This window comes from Pedobacter chinensis (assembly GCF_003339865.1).
GTDB classification, from domain to species: domain Bacteria; phylum Bacteroidota; class Bacteroidia; order Sphingobacteriales; family Sphingobacteriaceae; genus Pedobacter; species Pedobacter chinensis.
Window position 1 is genome coordinate 15262 of record NZ_QPKV01000001.1, and the last position, 19724, is coordinate 34985.

General features: G+C 36.5%; 23 protein-coding genes. 12 read left to right on the forward strand and 11 right to left on the reverse strand.

Going from position 1 to position 19724, the window contains the following annotated elements; genetic code table 11:
* Positions 1-496: 496 nt before the first annotated feature.
* Both DU508_RS00120 and DU508_RS00125 read right to left on the reverse strand, forming a co-directional pair.
* On the reverse strand, positions 497-1075 hold the full coding sequence (locus DU508_RS00120) for a PRC-barrel domain-containing protein (RefSeq protein WP_158542108.1): 579 nt from the start codon (positions 1073-1075) through the stop codon (positions 497-499).
* Between the two features lie 23 nt (positions 1076-1098).
* Positions 1099-1728 carry an OmpA family protein gene (locus DU508_RS00125; protein ID WP_115400824.1) on the reverse strand — a complete coding sequence of 210 codons (630 nt, stop codon included), beginning with the start codon at positions 1726-1728 and terminating at the stop codon, positions 1099-1101.
* 248 nt (positions 1729-1976) lie between these two features.
* Between DU508_RS00125 and DU508_RS00130 the strand changes: the two genes are divergently transcribed.
* Together DU508_RS00130 and DU508_RS00135 are read left to right on the forward strand one after the other, a co-directional pair.
* A complete protein-coding gene (locus tag DU508_RS00130; RefSeq protein WP_115400825.1) occupies positions 1977-2315 on the forward strand; it encodes a hypothetical protein in 339 nt (112 codons plus the stop codon).
* Between the two features lie 4 nt (positions 2316-2319).
* Positions 2320-2736, forward strand: coding sequence for an SH3 domain-containing protein (locus tag DU508_RS00135; RefSeq protein ID WP_115400826.1), 417 nt, complete (start codon positions 2320-2322; stop codon positions 2734-2736).
* Positions 2737-2912: 176 nt separating this feature from the next.
* On the opposite strand, the gene DU508_RS00140 is transcribed toward DU508_RS00135, so the two are convergent.
* From DU508_RS00140 to DU508_RS00150, 3 genes are all read right to left on the reverse strand, one after another.
* On the reverse strand, positions 2913-3725 hold the full coding sequence (locus DU508_RS00140) for a M48 family metallopeptidase (RefSeq protein WP_115400827.1): 813 nt from the start codon (positions 3723-3725) through the stop codon (positions 2913-2915).
* 18 nt (positions 3726-3743) lie between these two features.
* Positions 3744-4121 (reverse strand): DUF4870 domain-containing protein, encoded by a 378-nt coding sequence (locus tag DU508_RS00145; protein WP_115400828.1) that lies wholly within the window; start codon positions 4119-4121, stop codon positions 3744-3746.
* A gap of 507 nt (positions 4122-4628) precedes the next feature.
* The gene (locus DU508_RS00150) at positions 4629-4985 is read right to left on the reverse strand and encodes a winged helix-turn-helix transcriptional regulator (RefSeq protein WP_115400829.1); all 357 of its coding nucleotides are present in this window, start codon (positions 4983-4985) and stop codon (positions 4629-4631) included.
* A 125-nt stretch (positions 4986-5110) separates the two neighbouring features.
* Between DU508_RS00150 and DU508_RS00155 the strand changes: the two genes are divergently transcribed.
* From DU508_RS00155 to tsaB, 6 genes are all read left to right on the forward strand, one after another.
* Positions 5111-5905 carry an SDR family oxidoreductase gene (locus tag DU508_RS00155; protein ID WP_115400830.1) on the forward strand — a complete coding sequence of 265 codons (795 nt, stop codon included), beginning with the start codon at positions 5111-5113 and terminating at the stop codon, positions 5903-5905.
* Positions 5906-5987: 82 nt separating this feature from the next.
* Complete coding sequence (locus DU508_RS00160; protein WP_115400831.1) at positions 5988-6311, forward strand: nuclear transport factor 2 family protein; 324 nt, start codon at positions 5988-5990, stop codon at positions 6309-6311.
* Between the two features lie 381 nt (positions 6312-6692).
* Entirely contained in the window at positions 6693-6851 is a 159-nt protein-coding gene (gene rpmH / locus DU508_RS00170) for a 50S ribosomal protein L34 (protein WP_010601723.1), read from the forward strand.
* 67 nt (positions 6852-6918) lie between these two features.
* A complete protein-coding gene (locus tag DU508_RS00175; RefSeq protein WP_115401013.1) occupies positions 6919-7317 on the forward strand; it encodes a ribonuclease P protein component in 399 nt (132 codons plus the stop codon).
* Positions 7301-7531 carry a membrane protein insertion efficiency factor YidD gene (yidD, locus tag DU508_RS00180; RefSeq protein WP_115400833.1) on the forward strand — a complete coding sequence of 77 codons (231 nt, stop codon included), beginning with the start codon at positions 7301-7303 and terminating at the stop codon, positions 7529-7531. Before DU508_RS00175 ends, yidD begins: the two co-directional genes overlap by 17 nt.
* Before the next feature lie 115 nt (positions 7532-7646).
* Positions 7647-8333 (forward strand): tRNA (adenosine(37)-N6)-threonylcarbamoyltransferase complex dimerization subunit type 1 TsaB, encoded by a 687-nt coding sequence (gene tsaB / locus DU508_RS00185; protein ID WP_115400834.1) that lies wholly within the window; start codon positions 7647-7649, stop codon positions 8331-8333.
* 2 nt (positions 8334-8335) lie between these two features.
* On the opposite strand, the gene DU508_RS00190 is transcribed toward tsaB, so the two are convergent.
* Positions 8336-9745 (reverse strand): DUF5723 family protein, encoded by a 1410-nt coding sequence (locus tag DU508_RS00190; protein WP_115400835.1) that lies wholly within the window; start codon positions 9743-9745, stop codon positions 8336-8338.
* A gap of 30 nt (positions 9746-9775) precedes the next feature.
* Positions 9776-11344 (reverse strand): DUF3352 domain-containing protein, encoded by a 1569-nt coding sequence (locus tag DU508_RS00195; protein WP_115400836.1) that lies wholly within the window; start codon positions 11342-11344, stop codon positions 9776-9778.
* 91 nt (positions 11345-11435) lie between these two features.
* Here DU508_RS00195 and DU508_RS00200 point away from each other — a divergent pair, with 91 nt between their 5' ends.
* Positions 11436-11822 carry a DUF423 domain-containing protein gene (locus DU508_RS00200; RefSeq protein ID WP_115400837.1) on the forward strand — a complete coding sequence of 129 codons (387 nt, stop codon included), beginning with the start codon at positions 11436-11438 and terminating at the stop codon, positions 11820-11822.
* Positions 11822-14302: a replication restart helicase PriA gene (gene priA / locus DU508_RS00205; protein ID WP_115400838.1), complete on the forward strand. Its 2481-nt coding sequence runs from the start codon at positions 11822-11824 to the stop codon at positions 14300-14302. Before DU508_RS00200 ends, priA begins: the two co-directional genes overlap by 1 nt.
* Here priA and DU508_RS00210 read toward each other — a convergent pair.
* Complete coding sequence (locus DU508_RS00210; RefSeq protein ID WP_115400839.1) at positions 14299-14976, reverse strand: hypothetical protein; 678 nt, start codon at positions 14974-14976, stop codon at positions 14299-14301. The genes priA and DU508_RS00210 overlap by 4 nt on opposite strands.
* Positions 14977-15159: 183 nt before the next feature.
* On the opposite strand from DU508_RS00210, the gene DU508_RS00215 reads away from it, so the two are divergent.
* Positions 15160-15816: a protein-L-isoaspartate(D-aspartate) O-methyltransferase gene (locus DU508_RS00215; RefSeq protein WP_115400840.1), complete on the forward strand. Its 657-nt coding sequence runs from the start codon at positions 15160-15162 to the stop codon at positions 15814-15816.
* A gap of 122 nt (positions 15817-15938) precedes the next feature.
* Here the strand turns inward: DU508_RS00215 and smpB are convergent, their stop codons facing one another.
* A complete protein-coding gene (gene smpB, locus DU508_RS00220; RefSeq protein WP_115400841.1) occupies positions 15939-16388 on the reverse strand; it encodes an SsrA-binding protein in 450 nt (149 codons plus the stop codon).
* Positions 16389-16612: 224 nt separating this feature from the next.
* Here smpB and DU508_RS00225 point away from each other — a divergent pair, with 224 nt between their 5' ends.
* Positions 16613-17092: a TlpA family protein disulfide reductase gene (locus tag DU508_RS00225; protein ID WP_115400842.1), complete on the forward strand. Its 480-nt coding sequence runs from the start codon at positions 16613-16615 to the stop codon at positions 17090-17092.
* Between the two features lie 4 nt (positions 17093-17096).
* Here the strand turns inward: DU508_RS00225 and DU508_RS00230 are convergent, their stop codons facing one another.
* Together DU508_RS00230 and DU508_RS00235 are read right to left on the reverse strand one after the other, a co-directional pair.
* A complete protein-coding gene (locus tag DU508_RS00230) occupies positions 17097-18959 on the reverse strand; it encodes an Nramp family divalent metal transporter (RefSeq protein WP_115400843.1) in 1863 nt (620 codons plus the stop codon).
* Complete coding sequence (locus tag DU508_RS00235) at positions 18946-19608, reverse strand: metal-dependent transcriptional regulator (protein WP_115400844.1); 663 nt, start codon at positions 19606-19608, stop codon at positions 18946-18948. Before DU508_RS00235 ends, DU508_RS00230 begins: the two co-directional genes overlap by 14 nt.
* Positions 19609-19724: the final 116 nt, after the last annotated feature.

Here is a 19724-nt window from a genome sequence, read left to right on the forward strand (position 1 = left end):
GTTTAATGTAATTGGTTATTGCATTATTGCTGACTTTTTCTGAGGCGACTGAATGTTTCCGGGGTCATTCCCAGCAGTGAAACAATATATTGCAGTGGTACCTGATTGAACGGTTCCCTGTCTTGTCAAAGTATCTTCCTTCAAAAGCGGAAATAATTTATTATGCGCTTTTTCTCTGAGGCTCAAATCTTCTCGTTAATGGAAACTTTTTCGGAGAAATTACTTCCAACACAACTGTACGCGTGACCAAATGGTAACTGAAGTGGGGAGAAGGCAGAAAAAGTACCTTTATATTTATCAAATTGATATTTGTTTCCAATCGGTCAAATACAAAATGTGGAAGCAGTCTGATAATCAATTCAAATTCTGTAAATGTGCGCCAAAAGAAAAATGATATTTACAGGGGATGTTTTTTTGCTGTGAACAGACTTGCCCCTGTAAATATCATTATATCAATTTATCTGCTAATTTTAGACATACGAAAAGCAGCTACGCATTAAAGGCGTGAACTGTTTTCAATATCATCATCTCCAGTTTGACCAGGAGGATTAGTTGTGCTCTCTTGCGAGGATGTATCAAACGGACCATTAGCCAATCCGCCGCGTCTGTAAAAGTTTGCGCGGTCGAAATGGTGATGCTCATAGAATCTCTCCCTATCATAGTCAACAATTGATTCTTCAATTCGCAAAGCGGCAGGGCTTCCAATTACCTCACGGATATAAACCTCAGTGTCATGGCCAAAGGTATCTCTTTCATAGCGTGGAAGTGAAATCAACTGGTCAGGATGAATGTTCGGCAACACAACTTCATCATCACTGGTATGTAAATGAGCAATGCCTATCGGAACTGCCACTTCTTTTTCTTCCTCTGTCAGGATGGATTCATCAAGAGTAATGATGAGATATCGAACTGCCCTGGACCCCGGATCGAAAAGAAGTTCTTTCACTTTGCCGATGGAGGTGTCATTCTCATTTTTCACTGTCCATCCAATAATGTTTGGCTCATCGCCAACAATCTGGTAATCGCTGCCAGATAATTCCTCCAGCTTATTATAATTATTATCTTCCTGTGACATGGTCATTTATTTTAGTTTTAGACTTACTTATTGTCTTCATTAAATACTACAATTGAAACATTTCTGTTCTGTTTTCTTCCTGCGGGAGTTTGATTGGTGGCAACCGGCTCAGTTTCTCCAAGTGATTGTACAGATATGCGCCCGTTTGGAATATTGCCTTCACTGCTCAACCATGCTTTTACTGCTTCTGCTCTGAGGCGGCCGAGCTCTTTGTTTTCATCTGCTGGTCCCGTAGAGTCAGTACTGCCAAAAACTGCCACTTGTGCGCCTTCAAATCGTTTTTTAAGCGCATCACTGATTTGCCCGAGCTTCTTTTTACCGGCATCAGAAATCGTTTCTCCATTAGTGGGAAAAAGGATGTTTTCTCCTAGGGTATAAATCGTATAAGTGCCATTTCCACTCACTGCTATATCACGATCGGTGATATACTGGTCTTGAATCTTTGCGCTATTGAAATCCACTGAATTCCAGTCTGGAACAGTTGCCGCTATTGTTTCAACAGAATCCGACGAGATTGAATCGGATCGGGTTCCCCCTGTTTCGCTACTACATTTTTTAAAAAGAAGCGCAGCAAGTGCAATCAGCAAAAGCGCTATCAATAACCACACCCACCATGGGCGTGAAGGTTTAGGTTCAACTTCTAAGTGTGCCATAATTTTTCTATATAGGTTTTTGTGCCTGCGGGTTTAGATTGTACAGGCTGTTCAAAGAACACTGCTTATTGTAAAAGGTTTGGTTTATTTGCCATCCTCAGCTCGTGGGAGTCTGGCCGTGGTTCAAAACTCACCGTCTGGTTTTTGAACTCATGGGAAAATTCATCGAACTTTTCAAAGTATTATTTGTTGATCTGTTTAACCAAGGCTGGAAATATCAGCCTCTACCATAAACTTAATATCACTACATGAAAAACATCACCAAAAACGTAATTATTGCCGCAATTGGCATTTCTGCACTCCAATTTGATGCCTGTAAGAGCGGGAACAAGGACAAGGCTGTTACAGACAGCATTGCGACGGACACTTTGACACAGGAATCTGGTCCTGTGATATCGACCGATGAGGAACTTGCCGGAAAGCTCAAAGATGCAACCAAGGACTTCCCCGGGGTTACCGCCACAGCCTCTGCCGGAGAAATAACCCTTGAGGGAAGCATTACCAGAGACAGGTTACCCGCGCTCATGCAGTCGGTAAGTGCATTGCATGCAAAAAAAATAAACAATAAGTTAACCATCAGCAAATAATCTCATGGCATTACAGGAAAAATACGGTGCGCTTATTACAGCAGCGAGGAACGGCGGAATTGCCAATTTACAGGTAAGGGAACAAGATAATGTGCTTTATATTGACGGTAGCACAACAAGTGGAGAGCTAAAAGATTCTTTATGGAATATTTATAACACGATTGATCCTGATTTCAGAACAGGCGACCTGATGTTGAATATCGATGCATCGGCTGCCGCCGGAACCAGGGCAAAGGTTACAACTGAATCTTCAAATTTGAATATCAGGAAAGGGCCGGGCACCGATCAGGAGGTTATTGGCAAGGCGGCCCATGGAGAGACCGTTACTGTGGTCAGCAGGGCAAATGACCAATGGAGCCTGGTACGTACGGATAGCGGTAAAGAAGGTTATTGCTATAGCCGGTATCTTACCCAGCAATAGCATAAAAGCCGGGCAGATTTGCATTTGTCCGGCACTATGATTTATTCTTCGAATGGTCTGGGGCTTATGATTTTTCACAAGCTTGAGTTAATTTTGCGCCTTTACCGTTTGTTTTTCTTGATTACATCTTAGATTTACTGTGGTCGAACACTTTCCTGATCGATTTCTATTGATCCTTAAGGTTCGGATTTATAATACTGTTCCTTTATTTTCGGGATCAACAATGATAAATTTTTTATTCGGGTTTCGTCTGATGGATGGGTAGATAAGAACTCTGGTGTTTTTGTTTTTTGAAGCGCATTCATGCGTTGCCAAAAAGGAACAGCTTCTTCCGGATCATAACCTGCCATGCTCATGAATATCAGCCCCAGTTTATCGGCTTCGCTTTCTTGTTTACGGTTATTTGGGAGCGATATTGCCAAATGGCCTCCAACTATGTATAAGCCCAGAAAAAGCGCCTGTGTTTCTTGTTTTTTTTCTTTTAACGCTTCTTGTAGCGCCATACCGCCTAAGCCAACCAGTACCGCTTCGCTCATCCTTTCATTGCCATGCCTGGCTATGGCATGGCCAATTTCATGTCCCATTACTACCGCCAAACCTGTTTCAGATTGTGCCACAGGCAGTAAACCTGTATAAACAACTACCTTACCACCTGGCATGCACCATGCATTTGCAATTTGCTCATCAATGGTATTGAATGCCCACTGCATTTTTTTAACATCCTTTTGCATATTATTAGCATTCATGTAGGTTTCAACGGCAAGCTGTATTCTAGTACCCACCCGTGTAACTAATTTGGCAAGTTCATCTTCTTGATTTAGGGTTTTACTTTGTTTAACAACATCATCATACTGTGTAAATGCCATCTCCCTGATCAAAATATCTGGCACCAGGTTTAGTTGTTTCCTACCCGTAATGGGAACTGTTTTGCAAGCTAATGAAAGCTGCAATATGAGCAATAAACAAGTGATGGATTTAAGTGATTTCATTATTGATTAGGAGTTACATTAAGAAATGCCACGTAGTACATGTTGTATGCGGGTTCCGAGCAAGGGCAATGGTTTCTCTTCGCCATTTATGGCTGTAATTAAACCGAATATCCATAAAATAAACAAGCCAAGGCCAATTGTTCCTATTAAAATGGATAACATCCAGCCGATGTAAGGGATAAAAAGAAGGAAAAATTGTACCGCGTATAATGCTATTGCGCACAGCATTAAAAATGCCGATTGACGTAAATGGAAAATTCCCAAACTTGTTTTGTTATTGCCATGCATTACAAATGCAATTACCCATCCAATAACGGTAAGGTAACTGATCAGTGCTATCGTTTTACTGTCATTAAACTGATGATCAGATTTTGGCGTAAATTGTTCTGTGTCCATATTATGCTATAGTTTTAATTTTGCTTATTTATCTGGCACCTTCTCCTTCCAGGCCAGCAATATATACTCATTTTATAACTGTCGCCTTGTTTTCAGGGATGACCAACGGTTATGGTATTTTTGAATGTAACTCATGATGGTTTCATTATTTATAGCCGTAAGATGCTGATATAAAGTTAAATAACTGCAGTTGCTTTGGCTATCCCGTAAAAAGGGGATTTTTGCATTAATGGATCAGACCTTTTTTACCACTCATCATTAGAACTCGGTAATGCCCGATTTTACTTCATGTTTTTTCACTTGGCCATAGTTCAGGAGTTCATATTATTCCTACGGAATAGACCTGAGATAAATGCAGGGTAAAGAAAAGGTATAGCGCTATGAAAGAAGTCTGTTTAACTTCCTTGGAGATAGGTAAAAAGTGGTCTCGCTTCTTTCCAGTATATTTCCGGGTTACGCAGAAACACCCCATGCTTTTTTTTAAAACTATCCTGATTGGGGAATTTACTATTTAAGCAGGGAAAGGATTATTGTTTTGAGCCTTTCTTCATTATCATCGCCCCATTGCCCCAGAGCAGCAATAACAGGAATCAAAGTTTTTCCGAAATCGGTTAATGAGTATTCCACTTTAGGAGGAACAACAGGATAAATTTTCTTCGTAATCAATTCGTGTTCTTCCAATTCTTTCAGCTGGATATTCAAAACCCTGCGTGAAGCATCGGGGATTTTGCGTTGCAGTTCGCTTGGTCGTTTGTGCCCTTCGTTGATAAACCACAACAAACGGATTTTCCATTTACCATACAGCACTTCGCCAATCAGGTCGAGGCCACAATTCAGGTTTAATGGTATCTTTTTCTCATACATCAAACAAATTTAGCGCAATGTTCCAAATTGTACAATAAGGGAAAAATTTATCCCTATGCAATTCGTTTTTCCGTACTTGTATGAACCGGGCATAGGCCTGAACTTTGTCCTAAATATTTCAATCAATGGAAGCAGAATTTAATTTCAACAATGAATTATCGGGTAAGATTGTTTTGGTAACAGGCGGCACAAAAGGAACAGGAAAAGCCATTGCAGAACGATTGCTAAATGCAGGGGCAACGGTAATCATTACCGCAAGAAACACACCTGAAACACCAAATGAAAAACTACATTTTATTTCAGCAGATCTGAGCAAATCTGAAGGAACGCAAAAAGTGGTGGAAGAGGTTTTAGCGAAATACAACAGGCTTGATGTGCTTATCAATAATCTTGGCAGTTCTGAAACACAGGGCGGTGGTTTTGCTGTATTGACCGATGAAGATTGGGAAGAAACCATTCAAACAAACCTACTTGCACCAGTTCGTTTAGATAGGGGCTTTTTACCGCAAATGATCGAGCGAAAAAGTGGTGTAATTATTCATATCGCATCTATTCAGGGAAAATTACCTTTATACGATTCTACACTTCCTTATGCTGCTGCTAAAGCAGGATTAATCAATTACAGCAAAAGTTTATCTAATGAAGTTTCGCCAAAAGGCGTTCGTGTGCTAACGGTTTCGCCTGGTTGGATAAAAACGACCTCCGCAATCAGAATGATGGAACGGATTTCGGAGCGCTCGAATATTACCATCGAACAAGCAACGCAGGGTGTGATGAACGCATTGGGTGGAATACCTTACGGCAGACCTGCACAGCCCGAAGAGGTTGCAGAACTAGTCGGTTTTTTGGTTTCGCCAAGAGCCAATTATTTAACGGGAACAGAATTCGTAATTGATGGAGGAACAATACCAACCGTTTGATATTAAAAAAAACAACCATTAAGGCATTAAGCCTTAATGTCCCTTAACTTCTTAATTGTTCAATATTAAAAAAACAAACACGATGAATTTACCAAAAGTAATAGCAGATTTAGTAAAAGCACAAAGCACCTTTGATAGTGTTGCTTATGCTAATTGTTTTTCAGCAACAGCCATAGTGCTCGACGAAGGCAAAACTTACAACGGTAGAACTGAAATACAACACTGGATAAGTGAAGCAAATGAGAAATACAAAGTCGTAATGAAGCCGGTTAGCTTTGAAGAAAAAGAAACAACGAGTATTTTGTCTGCAGAAATTTCAGGCACATTTGACGGAAGCCCTGTTGTGCTGAATTATCATTTTGAATTGAAAGACGGACTGATCCAATCGTTAAAAATAACGGTTTGAAAAGTAGTATCAAATTCATAAAGCTAAAGCAAACATGGTTAATTCAGAACACCCGGGGTAATATGATGCATCATCGTGCAATTTACTTTTCGTGAGGATACGAACCAAGGTATTGAAATATTGTTTCACAGAATGTAGAAAAATTGAAATAAATATTTTCGTTCCGCAGGTGCGATTGATGCGCTTTGTATCAAACGACAATTATTTAACCCGACGGTAATAAGATGTCGTGCAGAAGTAGGATGGAGCCAGATTTTCAAAAGAATTACTACATTTGTTTTCCAAAATAGAAAATAAAAATAAACACACTTGCATTTGTAGAGAAATCGCTTTATATTTGCACCTCTTAATTTTGAAATTATAATAAGATAATATACAGTCATGAAAAGAACATACCAACCTTCGCAAAGAAAGAGAAGAAACAAACACGGCTTCCGCGAAAGAATGGCAACAGCTAACGGCAGACGAGTATTAGCATCACGTCGTGCTAAAGGAAGAAAAAGATTAACAGTTTCTGACGAACGCAAGCATAAAGCATAATTTTTGATTGCTTTTCCGGGCAATCGGAATCGGCAGATCAAAATCTGCAATCATCAATCAAAAATATATGTACACATTCAAGAAAGAAGAACGGTTATGCAGCAGAAAACATTTGGATCTGCTGTTCAAAAACGGTTCTTCTTTTTTATTATACCCATTTCGCATCTCATATCTATTTATTGATGAAACTACTGAGGTTCCTGTTCAGGTAGTGATTAATATTCCAAAAAAAAGATATAAAAGAGCGGTTGATCGTAATCTGCTAAAACGTCGCATCCGCGAAGCTTACCGTTTAAATAAATTAGAGAATTTCTATAGTCAATTGCCAACAGATAAAGGGTTGCTTTTATTTTCCATTCAATTTGTTGGAAAAGAGAAGTATGATTTTGTTTTTATTCAAAAAAAACTGATTGCTACTTTTAAGCGTTTTAAAACTTTAGTTCAGCCCAATGAAGTTCATCAATAAAATATTTGGGTGGCTCTTTTTAGGATTGATCAGAATCTATCAATACGCTATTTCCCCAATGCTTGGTGCAAATTGCAGGTTTACGCCAACCTGTTCGCAATATGGCATTGAAGCTATTCGTAAATATGGGCCATTTAAAGGCGGCTGGATGGCTTTAAAACGTATAGGCCGTTGTCATCCCTGGGGAAAACACGGGCATGACCCTGTTCCATAACTAATCCATTTTTGGTTGATGATTAACAACCAGATCATCATGTAGTATCGGTATCTTTTTTTAACCTCGGGCCATCTGCCTTTTAACCTTGTTCCTTTTACCTTATCTTTGTCGTATGGCTAAAATACTTCAAATAGAAACAGCTACTCAGGTTTGTTCTGTAGCTTTATCAATTGACGGAAAAACTGTATTGATAAAGGAAGAAACAGGGCAGAACCTTCATGCCAGCAGGTTAACCTTGTTTATTAATGAAGTGATGAAGTCGGCTGGATATACTTATTCTGATTTGGATGCTATAGCGGTGAGTAAAGGTCCGGGATCTTATACGGGTTTAAGGATTGGGGTTTCAACTGCTAAAGGGTTGTGTTATGCTTTGGAGAAACCATTGATCAGCATTGAAACATTAGAAATGATGGCCGCGGGATTTATCCATGAAAATCCGGATTACTCAGGGTTGATTTGTCCGATGATCGATGCCAGGAGAATGGAAGTTTATACTGCAGTTTTTGATGCGAAACTGAATGTTTTAGAACCAACATCTGCCAAAATAATCGATGAAACCAGTTTTGCTGATTGGTTTAGAGAAAATCAAATCACTTTCTTTGGGGATGGAGCCGCAAAGTGTGCAGAAACTTTGAGCCGGCCGAACGCCAGCTTTAACAATGCTAATTTTAACTCCGCTCATTATATGTCAAAGTTGGCCAATAAAGTGTTTGAAAAAGCTGATTTTGAGAATGTTGCCTATTTTGAACCCTTCTATCTGAAAGATTTCGTTGTCACTCAACCTAAGAAAAAAGTTTAGTTTTAATTTCTTTTAAAAATTGAAATGAGGTTTTTGAAGAAACTCCTGCCTTCATTATCATTAATGCCAGGCATAACATCACTGAATTGCGGATGATTTACAACATTACCAAATTTAATTCCAATCCCCATATAAAAAGAAGCACCATTCGGGCCTTTCCCAATTTTTGCACTGTTACTTATAATTCCTCTTACCTGGCTTGCTGTTGAAAATAAGTTGTCCGTACCTCCAAAAAGCTCAAAATTTGGCGTTTGATATTTGCCTTGAAGCCCAACCATAAATATATCATTCAAATTGTAAAGCGGCGTAACGCTGGCTGATAAATTGTTATAGTTAAATGTATTTACTAAAGCAATATCGCCGCCTTTGTAAAACAGATTCTTCGAAACAATCAATCCAGGTTTATAAAAGCCATATGTTTTTGAAACATACACATCAAGTTTAGCATTGGTAGCTGCTAAAAATTTTTTGCTTTGTTGAGAAAGTAAAAAGATATCTCTGATTTCTTCATTTGTATTGGCCTGATTAAAACCAATATCTTCTATAATTTTTTGTTGATTAATTATTGTTCTTTGGGTTTCGCTTCTCCACCATACAAAGCCCAGGTCTTTAACATTAGCCATTAAAAACAAGCCTTTTTGAGTTGTATAGTTTGTGCCAAAACTCAGCGATAATCCTGGGTTCTTGAAATTAGGAAAAAATGTTTTTTTATTGATTTCTTCGATGTCATTAAAATTGCTGGAATATGTTCCATTTACCCCAATTAACAATGAATTTGTTTCAGGGCTAATGTAAAGGTTTGATTTTTTGATATCTAAGTCATTATATAAAATACCACTCAATAAACTTGCTTTAATGCCAAATGCAAGTCTTTTATTGTAGTTTTCTCTGTAAGTGAAGCTAAACTGATGGTAAGATTGCTGGTAACCTTTAGTGTTAAAAATATCATTTAACTCTGTGTATGCAGGAAATCTGGTATAGGTATCAAAAATGGCAAGCGTTTCATTGGTATAGTCAACATGCGCATCCGATCTGATTTGCCATGCAAATCCCATTTCCTTTTGATATTTGTAAGATTGGAATATTCTGAATGTTGCTACGTAGATATTATTATTGGTGTATATGTGGTTAATTGCTCCGGTACCAATGGAAAGGCTTCTGGTATCATTAACACCTGCTTGAGTAAGTCTCCTGACTACATATTCAGCATCGCCTCTGTTTGCGCCATTTACACCGAAATAAGGCAGAAAAAAATTAGAAGAAAATCTTCTTGAGGAATCTAGTATAAAGGATTTTTGAGATGGATTTTCAAAAGCATCGAACATTGTTTTAGTGCCAAATAAAGAATATTGTTGAGCACGTAAGGTATGAAAGCTTATAATTATTAATACAGCAAGTAAAAGTTTCTTCATTTATAATTTAGTTTCTGGTCTGTTTCCTATTTAACGATTGCCTAATGAATCTGGTATTTCTGATTTTAAATATTTGTTTAGAAGTAAGTTAGTAATAAATTTATTTTTATCAGAAATCATTTGATATAGAAAAGTATCAAAGTTTCTTAAGCCGCTATCTGCCCGAAGGTGCTTATAATATTTTAATAGAACATTACTTCTGAATATATCCTGTGATTTCTTTAAATTTATATAATAGCTAATATTTGAGGTGTTAGAAATTTGGTTTAATGCATCAAGGTATTCTGGAGTTTGAATAAGCAGTTTATTGTTTCTATAACTGTTTAAAAATGACTGAACCGTACTGGCATTATTAGCCACCACCAAAAAATTATCAATAATGGTATAATAAGGACGACTGAAGTTTTTAAAAGGCTCTCCGAAATAACTTTGTAAGATATTTGATGATTTGAAAAGTTTAATCTCCTCATTATAGTCTGCACTCACATCAAATAAAAGTTGTTTTACTTTTTCGCCATTCACTAACTGGATGGCTCCTAACTTTTCAGCAGTACTTAATTGAAATATAGTAAACTGATTTTTTGTTTGAAGCGGGAAAATAGAATTTAAATCTGTTCTATATTCGTTTTTAATAGTATTAATGACCGTTTTAGCCCGCTCTAATTCTTTAGTGCTTTCCTGAAGTGAACTGAATTTTTTAAACCATGATTCATAATCATCGTAAGCATAAATCACATAATTAGCCGTATTGTCTGGTAAAATGTTTTGTATGGTGGTATTTTGAGCAATGCTGCTTTCAAACAATTTCAGGTAATTGTCATTATTTTTTAGTGTTGTACTGCCATTAAAAAGAATTTTTTCCTTGCTGAAATTATAATTTAAAGCTGCAAAACTGTTTTGCTTATTTAAACAAGAAATCCCACCATTAATATTGCTCGCTAAAATATTCCTTAACAATAAAGGAGCTTGGTTAAAATTGATGTAAATATGCGCCAGAACATTTTTATTGAGCCCATTATTCTCTTTAATATATTCACTAAATGGATTCTCATTTAGCCGAATGGCAGCATCATTTATTAATTTGATAGAAGTAGATAAAGTTATTACACGATCTTGAATGCGGGCAAAGGTTGAAAGTGTATCATTTAATTTTAACCGGTATATGTCTTTTTTAATTTCTGAAATGTATTTTTTTGATTTGATCAGAGCATTAAATTTATTGAGATCTTCATCGGGTTGAACTTCAACGGTTAGCAGAAAATTTAATGTTTTATTAGAATCAGGAAGTACGCTAATATAAATATGCTGATCTTTAATATAACTATTAAGGGCATTATCATTAATCAATACCTCTCTTAATTGTTTCAGAAAGTTGATTTTCTCTTTTCCCAAAACCTGTTGAATAAGATCTTGCGCCTCTATTATTTCGTAGAAACTCTTATCATTTTGAAAGGAAAATACCAGGGCAGCGTTGTTTGTTGCCGATTGTAAAGCCAAATCCTTTGCATTATTCTCCATACCTAATTTGGAGAAATATAAGTAGGCCATAAACGCAACACCTATGAACAATGCACCTAGTAAAATTATGATCTTTTTCATTTGCTGTGCAACAAATTTAATTTATTACATTGATTAGTGAGAAGTTCTTTGTCAATTTATTAATTTAGCGATTGCTTCAAGCAAAAAACATATGAATAAACGAATTATCCTTACTGCTTCTTTTTTTGGTGTTGTTGCTGTTTTACTCGGCGCTTTCGGCGCCCACGGCTTAAAGGCTTCAATTGATGGCCCTTCATTAGAAATTTGGCAAAAAGGCGTTGATTACCAGTTCTATCATACATTTGCATTACTATATCTTTCCACTTTTGCCCGGTATAGAAACAAGCTCATCAATATAGCTTATTTCTGTTTTACTTTCGGAATCATATTATTTTCAGGCTCTTTATACTTGCTTGCTACCAGAAGTATTTTACAGTTGGATTTTATTAATCTGATTGGTCCTTTAACTCCGATTGGAGGGCTTTTATTCGTTCTGGGTTGGATAATGCTTTTTTTTGCTGCTTTTAAAGATAAATAATGAATAGTTTGGGAACTGATATTTTTACAGAAAGAGAAACACTTTTTGTTGAAGTTATTTTGCCTTTATCTTTGGCGAAAAACTATACTTATCGGGTACCTTTTGATTTAAATGATCAGATTGCGGTCGGTAAAAGGGTGGTTGTTCAATTCGGCAAGCATAAAATTTATACTGCTTTAATTAGTGGCGTATCCACTACACCACCCACTGTTTACGAGGCCAAATATATCATTGATGTTATTGATGCTGAACCTGTGGTTACTTCAACCCAGTTAAAATTCTGGAATTGGATGACGAACTATTACATGTGCAACGAAGGCGATGTAATGTCTGCTGCTTTACCGGCCAGCTTAAAATTAGCCAGTGAAACGATTCTCATTCTCCGTGAAGATTTCAGCGATGAGATTGTACTTACAGAAAAAGAAGAAATTATTATTGGAACCTTAAAAAAACAACAAAGGTTAACAGTTAATGATGTATCTAAACTTTTGGGACAGAAAACGGTGTATCCAATCATCAATAAATTACTGGAAAAAGAATTGGTATTGGTTGCTGAAGAGGTTGTACAGAAGTACAAGCCTTTGCTGAAATCATTTGTGCTGCTGAATGATTTTTACAGTGATCAGGAAAATTTGAAACAACTTTTTACTGTTTTAGAAAGAGCACCGAAACAATTGGATGCACTGCTTGCTTATCTTAAACTGCAAAAATCTAATCTTCCGATTGCTAAAGAACAGCTTTTAGAAGAAAGTAATTGTGGCGCGGCAGCATTAAAAGCTTTAACCGATAAGGATATTTTTATCATAATGAAGCGGCCTATAAGTCGGTTAGCTGCTCATGATGAAGAATTTAGTGTGAATTTTGAATTAAATGATGGTCAAAAGAATGCATTATCCCAAATTCAAAAATCGTTTGAAGAAAAAGATGTGGTTTTGCTTCATGGTGTAACGGCATCAGGTAAAACTCAGGTTTATATTAAACTAATTGAAGAGATTATTCAAAATACTGATGGACAAGTTTTATTCCTGTTGCCCGAAATTGCTTTAACAACGCAAATTGTAGAGCGGATCAAGCGCTACTTTGGGAGTTCAATAGGTGTTTATCACTCTAAGTTTAATAACAGTGAGCGGGTGGAAATATGGAATAAAGTAAGAACAGGTGCTTACAAAGTAATTCTTGGTGCCCGGTCGGCAGTTTTTCTTCCATTTCAGCATTTAAAATTAATAGTGGTTGATGAGGAACACGAGCCATCCTACAAACAATACGATCCGGCGCCAAGATATCAGGCAAGGGATGCATCCATTTACTTAGCTTACCTTCATCAGGCAAAAGTTATTCTGGGCTCGGCCACGCCATCATTGGAAAGCTATTATAATGCTTTGCAGGGCAAGTATGGTCTTGTAGAAATGAAAGAAAGATTTGGGGGTGTTCAGTTGCCAAATCAGCAGGTAGTCAGCATATCTGAAGAAACCAAAAGGAAAACCATGGTTTCTTATTTTTCCAGTGTGTTAATTAAAGATATTGATTTGGCGCTTTCAAAAAAGGAGCAGATTGTTCTTTTTCAGAACAGGCGGGGCTATGCCACCATCTTAATTTGTGCAACATGTGGTTATACACCTAAGTGCGTAAACTGCGATGTAAGTTTAACTTATCATAAAAGCAGCGGTAAATTGCATTGTCATTATTGTGGCTATCAGCAAAGTAGTGTTAATATATGCCCCGCTTGTGGGTCTGTTCATATAGAACAAAAGGGCTTCGGAACCGAACGGATTGAGGAAGAACTTAAGCTACTATATCCAGATGTAACCATTGCCCGTCTGGACATGGACAGCACGCGAACCAAAAATGGCTTGCAGCAAATTTTAACAGATTTTCAGGAAAAGAAAACTGATGTTCTCATCGGAACTCAAATGGTGGCCAAAGGGCTGGATTTTGATAATTTGAGTTTAATAGGTGTAATAAATGCAGATACACTGCTAAGTTATCCCGATTTCAGAGCATATGAACGTAGTTTCCAGCTATTGGCGCAGGTTGCAGGTAGGGCGGGTAGGAGAGCTGATCAGGGCAATGTTTGTATCCAAACCTATGATACTGAAAACCGCATTATTAAACAGGTTGTAAATAACGATTACGAAGGGATGTATCATGACGAGATACAGGAACGCGAAAAATTTCAATATCCACCATTTTCACGTATGATTTTTCTTTATGTTAAACACAAAGATTCCCATGTTCTTGATCATGCCGCATTTACCTTGGCCAATATTCTTAAAGCTAAATTCGGTAAACGTGTTTTAGGACCTGAGCAACCCTTAATCAGCCGTGTTAGAAACCTTTATATCAAGCAAATTATTATCAAAGCTGATAAACATACTGCTATCCAAAAAGTTAAAGATGCATTAAAAGAAACCTTAACTCAATTTAATGCCACAAAAGAGTTTAAAGGTGTTTTTACACAAATAGATGTTGATCCCTATTAATTTTTACTGTTTAAGTTAAATTGAAGACCGGCAGAAATTGGGTTAAGTAAAAACTCCCATTTTCTATAAGTAGTTACCGTTCTGGCCACGCCATTTGGTTCGGTAACATCCTGCTTCTCGTATGAATAATAGAAATCTAAATTACTTTCAGCAAATAGATTTAATTGGGGAATAATATTAACCTTTAATCCAATAACAGGTGTTAACACCAGGCCATTCTTAGATGCGTCAGCTGTTTGAATAATATCTCTTATTACGTTTGTTTTCGGAGTTACAGTTCCTGTAAAACGATTTGAACGGTATCCCATGTCAAAACCGAAATAAGGTTGGATCTTTGAATAGTTGAAATTCTTTTCGAAACCAATTTTAAAGGAATAATCAGTTACCTTTCCTTTCCCAATCTCGCATGTTCCACAAGTATTATCAAATTCTAAATCATCTCGAAAATAAGTTCCGCTAATTCTATAACTAATTTGGTTGTCATTAAATTTAAGCATTATTCCGTTTCCAAACATCCTGGTGTAATCCTGAGTATTGGTTTGGTTTAAAACTTTTGGCAATTGCATAATACTAAATGCTCTTGCCGCGATTGAATAATTATAGTCTGCTCCAGTTTGAGCGAAAGTTGATAAAGAAACACAAAAAACGAAAAAACTGAATAATATTTTCTTCATATATAATGATTTTCTTTTAAGATTATAAGATTTCAAAAGTAGAAATAATTCCTCAATACACGCAATTAATATTTTTAAGCCTACTTCAAATGCGAATGTTTTAGTTTTGATTTACTGTCTGTTATCTTAATGTTGATTTCTTTATCTTGTAACACCATTTTAAAAAGTTAATTTTGAGACTTCATGGCCTATAAATTTGTTGATAATTACCGAGAACGTGGTGCGAGAAAAAAACTGGTTGAATTACTTAAGTCTCGTGGAATTGAAGATGAAAACGTATTAAAAGCAATTGGTAAAGTTCCGCGTCATTTCTTTTTTGATGAAACCTTTTGGAATCAGGCTTATAAAGATATAGCCTTTCCAATAGGTGATGGACAAACTATTTCTCAGCCTTACACGGTTGCCTATCAAAGTGAATTGTTGCACATTAAAAAAGGGGATAAGGTTTTGGAAATCGGAACCGGATCAGGATATCAGACCTGTATTTTAATGGAGCTTGGCGCTCAGGTATTTACTATAGAAAGGCAGGAAAATATATACAATAGAACCATTCAGGTTTTACCCGGGATGGGATACCGGCCGACTTTTTACTGTGGCGATGGATCAAAAGGAATTGCACAACATGCACCTTATGATAAAATCATTGTAACTGCCGGAGCCCCTTTAGTGCCCGAAGTTTTACTCAAACAATTAAAAATTGGGGGCATTTTAGTTATCCCGGTAGGAGATGAGAAAACGCAAAAAATGGTAACCGTTATCCGTGTAAATGAAACTGATTATGAAAAAATAGTTTTAGATACGTTCAGATTTGTGCCTTTAGTTGGCGATCAGGCGTGGTAATCTGGTTCAATGGTTCATTGGTTCATTGGTTCATTCGCTCATTGGTTCAATTGTTCATTAGTCATTGGGTTTTGATACTAATGACTAATGAACAATTGAACTAATCACTAATGAACCAATAATTATCTTTTCATTGCTCTATCCAATTCACGTTTGGTATCTCTATCTTTAATACTATCACGTTTGTCAAATTCTTTTTTACCCTGAGCCAGCGCAATTTCTATTTTAGCAAACCCTCTTTCATTGATAAAGATGCGTAAAGGCACTATTGTATAGCCTTTTTCTTCGCCTTTAAGTCTAAGTTTTCTAATCTCTTTTTTCTGAAGTAATAAAGCACGATCTCTTTTTATATCGTGGTGATAAAAAGAACTGTGGCTATATTCAGATACATGAAGATTTCTAACATAAAGGTTCCCGCCAATAAACATGCAGAAAGCATCTGTCATATTTGCCTTGCCCTGTCTTATCGCTTTTATTTCTGTTCCTAACAGCGCAATCCCGGCTACATATTTATCAAGTAAATTGTAGTCAAAATACGCTCTTTTATTTTTGATGTTAATGTCGTTTTTCAAAACTTATATTATATTATTAATGGCCTATTAAGCTGTATAAAAAAATCAGCAGAAAAATGCCGGATTGCAAATATCTTAAAATTTGAGTTATAATTGTATTTTTGTTATCATTCATCATTAGCTGATGACTAATAAAATAGAATATTCATCTGTTTGTAAAAGCTAAAAGATATCTTATTCCGTTAACATTAATTATTTATGTTTGATTTTTTTAAACATCAAAAATGAAAATCAGAAGCCTTCTTTTAATTCTTTTAATTGCCACCATTCATCAAACTAAAGCCCAGCAGCCAACGCTTTTGCCTCAATTTACTTTCTTTAAACTGGATGGTAAGGCATTTTCAAATAAAGATTTGGTACAAGGTAAAAACAATCTTTTTATGCTGTTTGATTGTACCTGTGAACATTGTCAGCGAGAGGCTAATTTGCTGAATATCAATTATAATCAATTTAAAGATGTGAATATTTACATGGTCACTTTAGATGAAGCTTATATTATTCCCCAGTTTTTTAATTCGTACGCAAAGGGCTTAAATACCAAACCGAATGTAACCATTCTTCAGGATAAAAATCATCTGTTTATTCCTGCTTTCCTGCCAAAAATGTATCCCGCAATGTATTTGTATTCACCAGCGGGAAAACTTTTAATGTATAATGCTGGTGACGGTGGAACTAAAAAAATAATGAAAGTACTTAATAAGTAACTCATTATCTGATAATCAAAACCGGGATATTTACTTTGTGCCTTACGGAATCAACCGTTGTTCCAAAGATCAAATCTTTCAGGCCTTTGTGTCCGTGGGCACCCATTACCAGAAGTTCCAGGTCGTTTTTGTTACTGATATCTGCAATTTCTTTGGCTGTACTGCCGAACCCGATAAACGGAGTAGAATCATAACCTAAATCTTCCAGGTTTGTTCTGTACTTCTCCAGATTTTGCCTGTCGCTTTGCGTTTCATGATCCATCACTTCATTTCCATGGTATCTTGCGGCCGCAGTTTCAACCACATGTATTAAAAAGTAATGTGCATCTTTTCCGCCCTGAATCAAAGCATGCCTGATGGTATTGCGGTCATTTTTCGAAAAATCAACCGCTATGCCAATTCTGGAATAGCTAATTTTCTCAATTTTACCGATATCCAAAGCATTTCCATGAGGAACCATTTGTTTGGATGACATTTTCTTTTCCAATAAGGGATGAAAGAAAACATATAACAGGAGTAACACAATGAAAATTAAGGCTGGTACCACAACTACATAAATCCACCAATTGTTGGCTTCTTGGGCCCAACCACCAACTTCTTCTATAACTAATTTTACATTTAAGGCGATAATGGCCAACGCGCTTGCCCAGGCTAAAATCTTTACCCAGGTTTTGATCGCAAAATCTTTCATCAGTTTTTTATCTGATGTAAAATGAATCAATGGGATTACAGCAAAGCCCAATTGTAAACTCAATACCACCTGACTTAAAACCAATAATCCTCCAAGAGCATCATCTCCATAATGTAAAATGGTAAAAAAAGCAGGTACAATGGCTAATAAACGGGTAATTAAGCGGCGCAACCAGGGTTGAATTCTTAAATTAATATGCCCCTCCATAATAATCTGACCGGCAAGTGTTCCGGTAACGGTAGAGCTTTGCCCCGCAGCGATTAACGCAATGGCAAATAAAGCCGGAGCTACATTTCCGAATATATTGGAAAGGAGTTTATGTGCATCCTGTATTTCTGCCACTTCATGTAGGCCATTTTTATAGAAAGCTGCTGCTGCTAAAATTAATATTGCGGCATTTACAAAAAAGGCAAGATTCAGTGCGACTGTAGTATCAATTAAATTGAACTTTAAGGCTTCTTTAATTCCCTTATTTGTGCGTTCTATTTTTCTGGTTTGTACCAGAGAAGAGTGTAAATAAAGATTATGAGGCATTACGGTTGCTCCGATAATACCAATGGCAATGTATAAAGCATCGCCACCTAAAACCGATGGTTCGAAACCTTTTGCTATTTCTTTTAATGATGGCTCGACAATAAACATCTCTACTAAAAAAGAAATTCCAACGATGAATACCATGGAAACAATAAAACCTTCCATGGCTCTCATACCCTTATTTAATAGGAATAACAGCAAGATAGTATCAAAAATAGTAATGGAAATGCCCCAGATCAATGGCAGGCCGAAAAGTAATTGTAAGCCAATGGCCATCCCAATTATTTCGGCTAAATCACAAGCAATAATGGCAGTTTGAGCCAATCCAAATAACGGGATGTTTGCCCAGCGGGGATAGGCATGCTTTGAAGCCTGGGCTAAATCCAAACCTCTGACAATGCCTAATCTTGCACTTAAAGATTGCAATAATAAGGCGATTAGATTTGACATGAGTAAAACCCAAATCAACTGATATCCGAATTTACTTCCTCCAGCTAAATCTGTTGCCCAGTTTCCGGGGTCCATATATCCAACACTGATCAAATAAGCCGGACCAATGAAGGCCAAAATTCTGCGCCAACCTTTTCTTTTATCAGTACTTACACTTTGATGTACCTCACTTAACGACTCAGTTTTTGCCATTACTGCTAATTAAAATGTGTTTTGCAACTTCTCTACTAATATTAATTTGTTTATCTGCTACCTGAATTTCTACTGAACCATCGAAATCGGTAACATCGCTGATTTGGATTTGTTTGCCAAGTGTCAGGCCTAATTTTTCCAAATGCTTTAAAAAAGCAGAACTATGCTGGCTTACACCAGTAATTGTTCCGGTATCACCGATTTTTAATTCGATTAGTTTAATGAACTGGGTTTTGGCAAATCGTCCGTTTTTATCGGGAATGGGATCACCATGTGGATCTGATTTAGGGAAACCAAGAAATTCATCCAGCCGCTCTATCAGTGCAACTGATTTTATATGTTCTAATTCTTCAGCAACATCATGTACCTCATCCCACTTAAAATTGAGTTTGTCTACTAAAAAAACTTCCCATAATCTATGCTTCCTGACTATGTCAATTGCTGCGTTTTTACCTTTCTCAGTTAAGGTAACACCCTGGTATTTAATATAATCAACATAACCTTTTTCAGCCAGTTTCTTAATCATATCAGTAACCGATGCAGGTTTGGTTTGCATTTGCTCAGCTATTGCATTAGTTTGAACACTGTTGTTTTTTTCTGCTAGATGATAAATTATTTTAAGATAATTCTCTTCTGTAAAACTTTGCATTTAAATTTATCTAATTTTATTTTTAGGTAAATCTAAAAAATAATTATTAAAATTTATTAGATAAATTTTGTTAAAATTTAGAATATAATTTGGTTATGTTTGTTTTCTCAAATACC

Bases quoted from the DNA above. Each gene is read 5' to 3' on its own strand.
- DU508_RS00120 (WP_158542108.1), bottom strand. From the start codon at position 1,075: ATGTCACAGGAAGATAATAATTATAATAAGCTGGAGGAATTATCTGGC.
- DU508_RS00125 (WP_115400824.1), bottom strand. From the start codon at position 1,728: ATGGCACACTTAGAAGTTGAACCTAAACCTTCACGCCCATGGTGGGTG.
- DU508_RS00130 (WP_115400825.1), top strand. From the start codon at position 1,977: ATGAAAAACATCACCAAAAACGTAATTATTGCCGCAATTGGCATTTCT.
- DU508_RS00135 (WP_115400826.1), top strand. From the start codon at position 2,320: ATGGCATTACAGGAAAAATACGGTGCGCTTATTACAGCAGCGAGGAAC.
- DU508_RS00140 (WP_115400827.1), bottom strand. From the start codon at position 3,725: ATGAAATCACTTAAATCCATCACTTGTTTATTGCTCATATTGCAGCTT.
- DU508_RS00145 (WP_115400828.1), bottom strand. From the start codon at position 4,121: ATGGACACAGAACAATTTACGCCAAAATCTGATCATCAGTTTAATGAC.
- DU508_RS00150 (WP_115400829.1), bottom strand. From the start codon at position 4,985: ATGTATGAGAAAAAGATACCATTAAACCTGAATTGTGGCCTCGACCTG.
- DU508_RS00155 (WP_115400830.1), top strand. From the start codon at position 5,111: ATGGAAGCAGAATTTAATTTCAACAATGAATTATCGGGTAAGATTGTT.
- DU508_RS00160 (WP_115400831.1), top strand. From the start codon at position 5,988: ATGAATTTACCAAAAGTAATAGCAGATTTAGTAAAAGCACAAAGCACC.
- rpmH (WP_010601723.1), top strand. From the start codon at position 6,693: ATGAAAAGAACATACCAACCTTCGCAAAGAAAGAGAAGAAACAAACAC.
- DU508_RS00175 (WP_115401013.1), top strand. From the start codon at position 6,919: ATGTACACATTCAAGAAAGAAGAACGGTTATGCAGCAGAAAACATTTG.
- yidD (WP_115400833.1), top strand. From the start codon at position 7,301: ATGAAGTTCATCAATAAAATATTTGGGTGGCTCTTTTTAGGATTGATC.
- tsaB (WP_115400834.1), top strand. From the start codon at position 7,647: ATGGCTAAAATACTTCAAATAGAAACAGCTACTCAGGTTTGTTCTGTA.
- DU508_RS00190 (WP_115400835.1), bottom strand. From the start codon at position 9,745: ATGAAGAAACTTTTACTTGCTGTATTAATAATTATAAGCTTTCATACC.
- DU508_RS00195 (WP_115400836.1), bottom strand. From the start codon at position 11,344: ATGAAAAAGATCATAATTTTACTAGGTGCATTGTTCATAGGTGTTGCG.
- DU508_RS00200 (WP_115400837.1), top strand. From the start codon at position 11,436: ATGAATAAACGAATTATCCTTACTGCTTCTTTTTTTGGTGTTGTTGCT.
- priA (WP_115400838.1), top strand. From the start codon at position 11,822: ATGAATAGTTTGGGAACTGATATTTTTACAGAAAGAGAAACACTTTTT.
- DU508_RS00210 (WP_115400839.1), bottom strand. From the start codon at position 14,976: ATGAAGAAAATATTATTCAGTTTTTTCGTTTTTTGTGTTTCTTTATCA.
- DU508_RS00215 (WP_115400840.1), top strand. From the start codon at position 15,160: ATGGCCTATAAATTTGTTGATAATTACCGAGAACGTGGTGCGAGAAAA.
- DU508_RS00225 (WP_115400842.1), top strand. From the start codon at position 16,613: ATGAAAATCAGAAGCCTTCTTTTAATTCTTTTAATTGCCACCATTCAT.
- DU508_RS00230 (WP_115400843.1), bottom strand. From the start codon at position 18,959: ATGGCAAAAACTGAGTCGTTAAGTGAGGTACATCAAAGTGTAAGTACT.
- DU508_RS00235 (WP_115400844.1), bottom strand. From the start codon at position 19,608: ATGCAAAGTTTTACAGAAGAGAATTATCTTAAAATAATTTATCATCTA.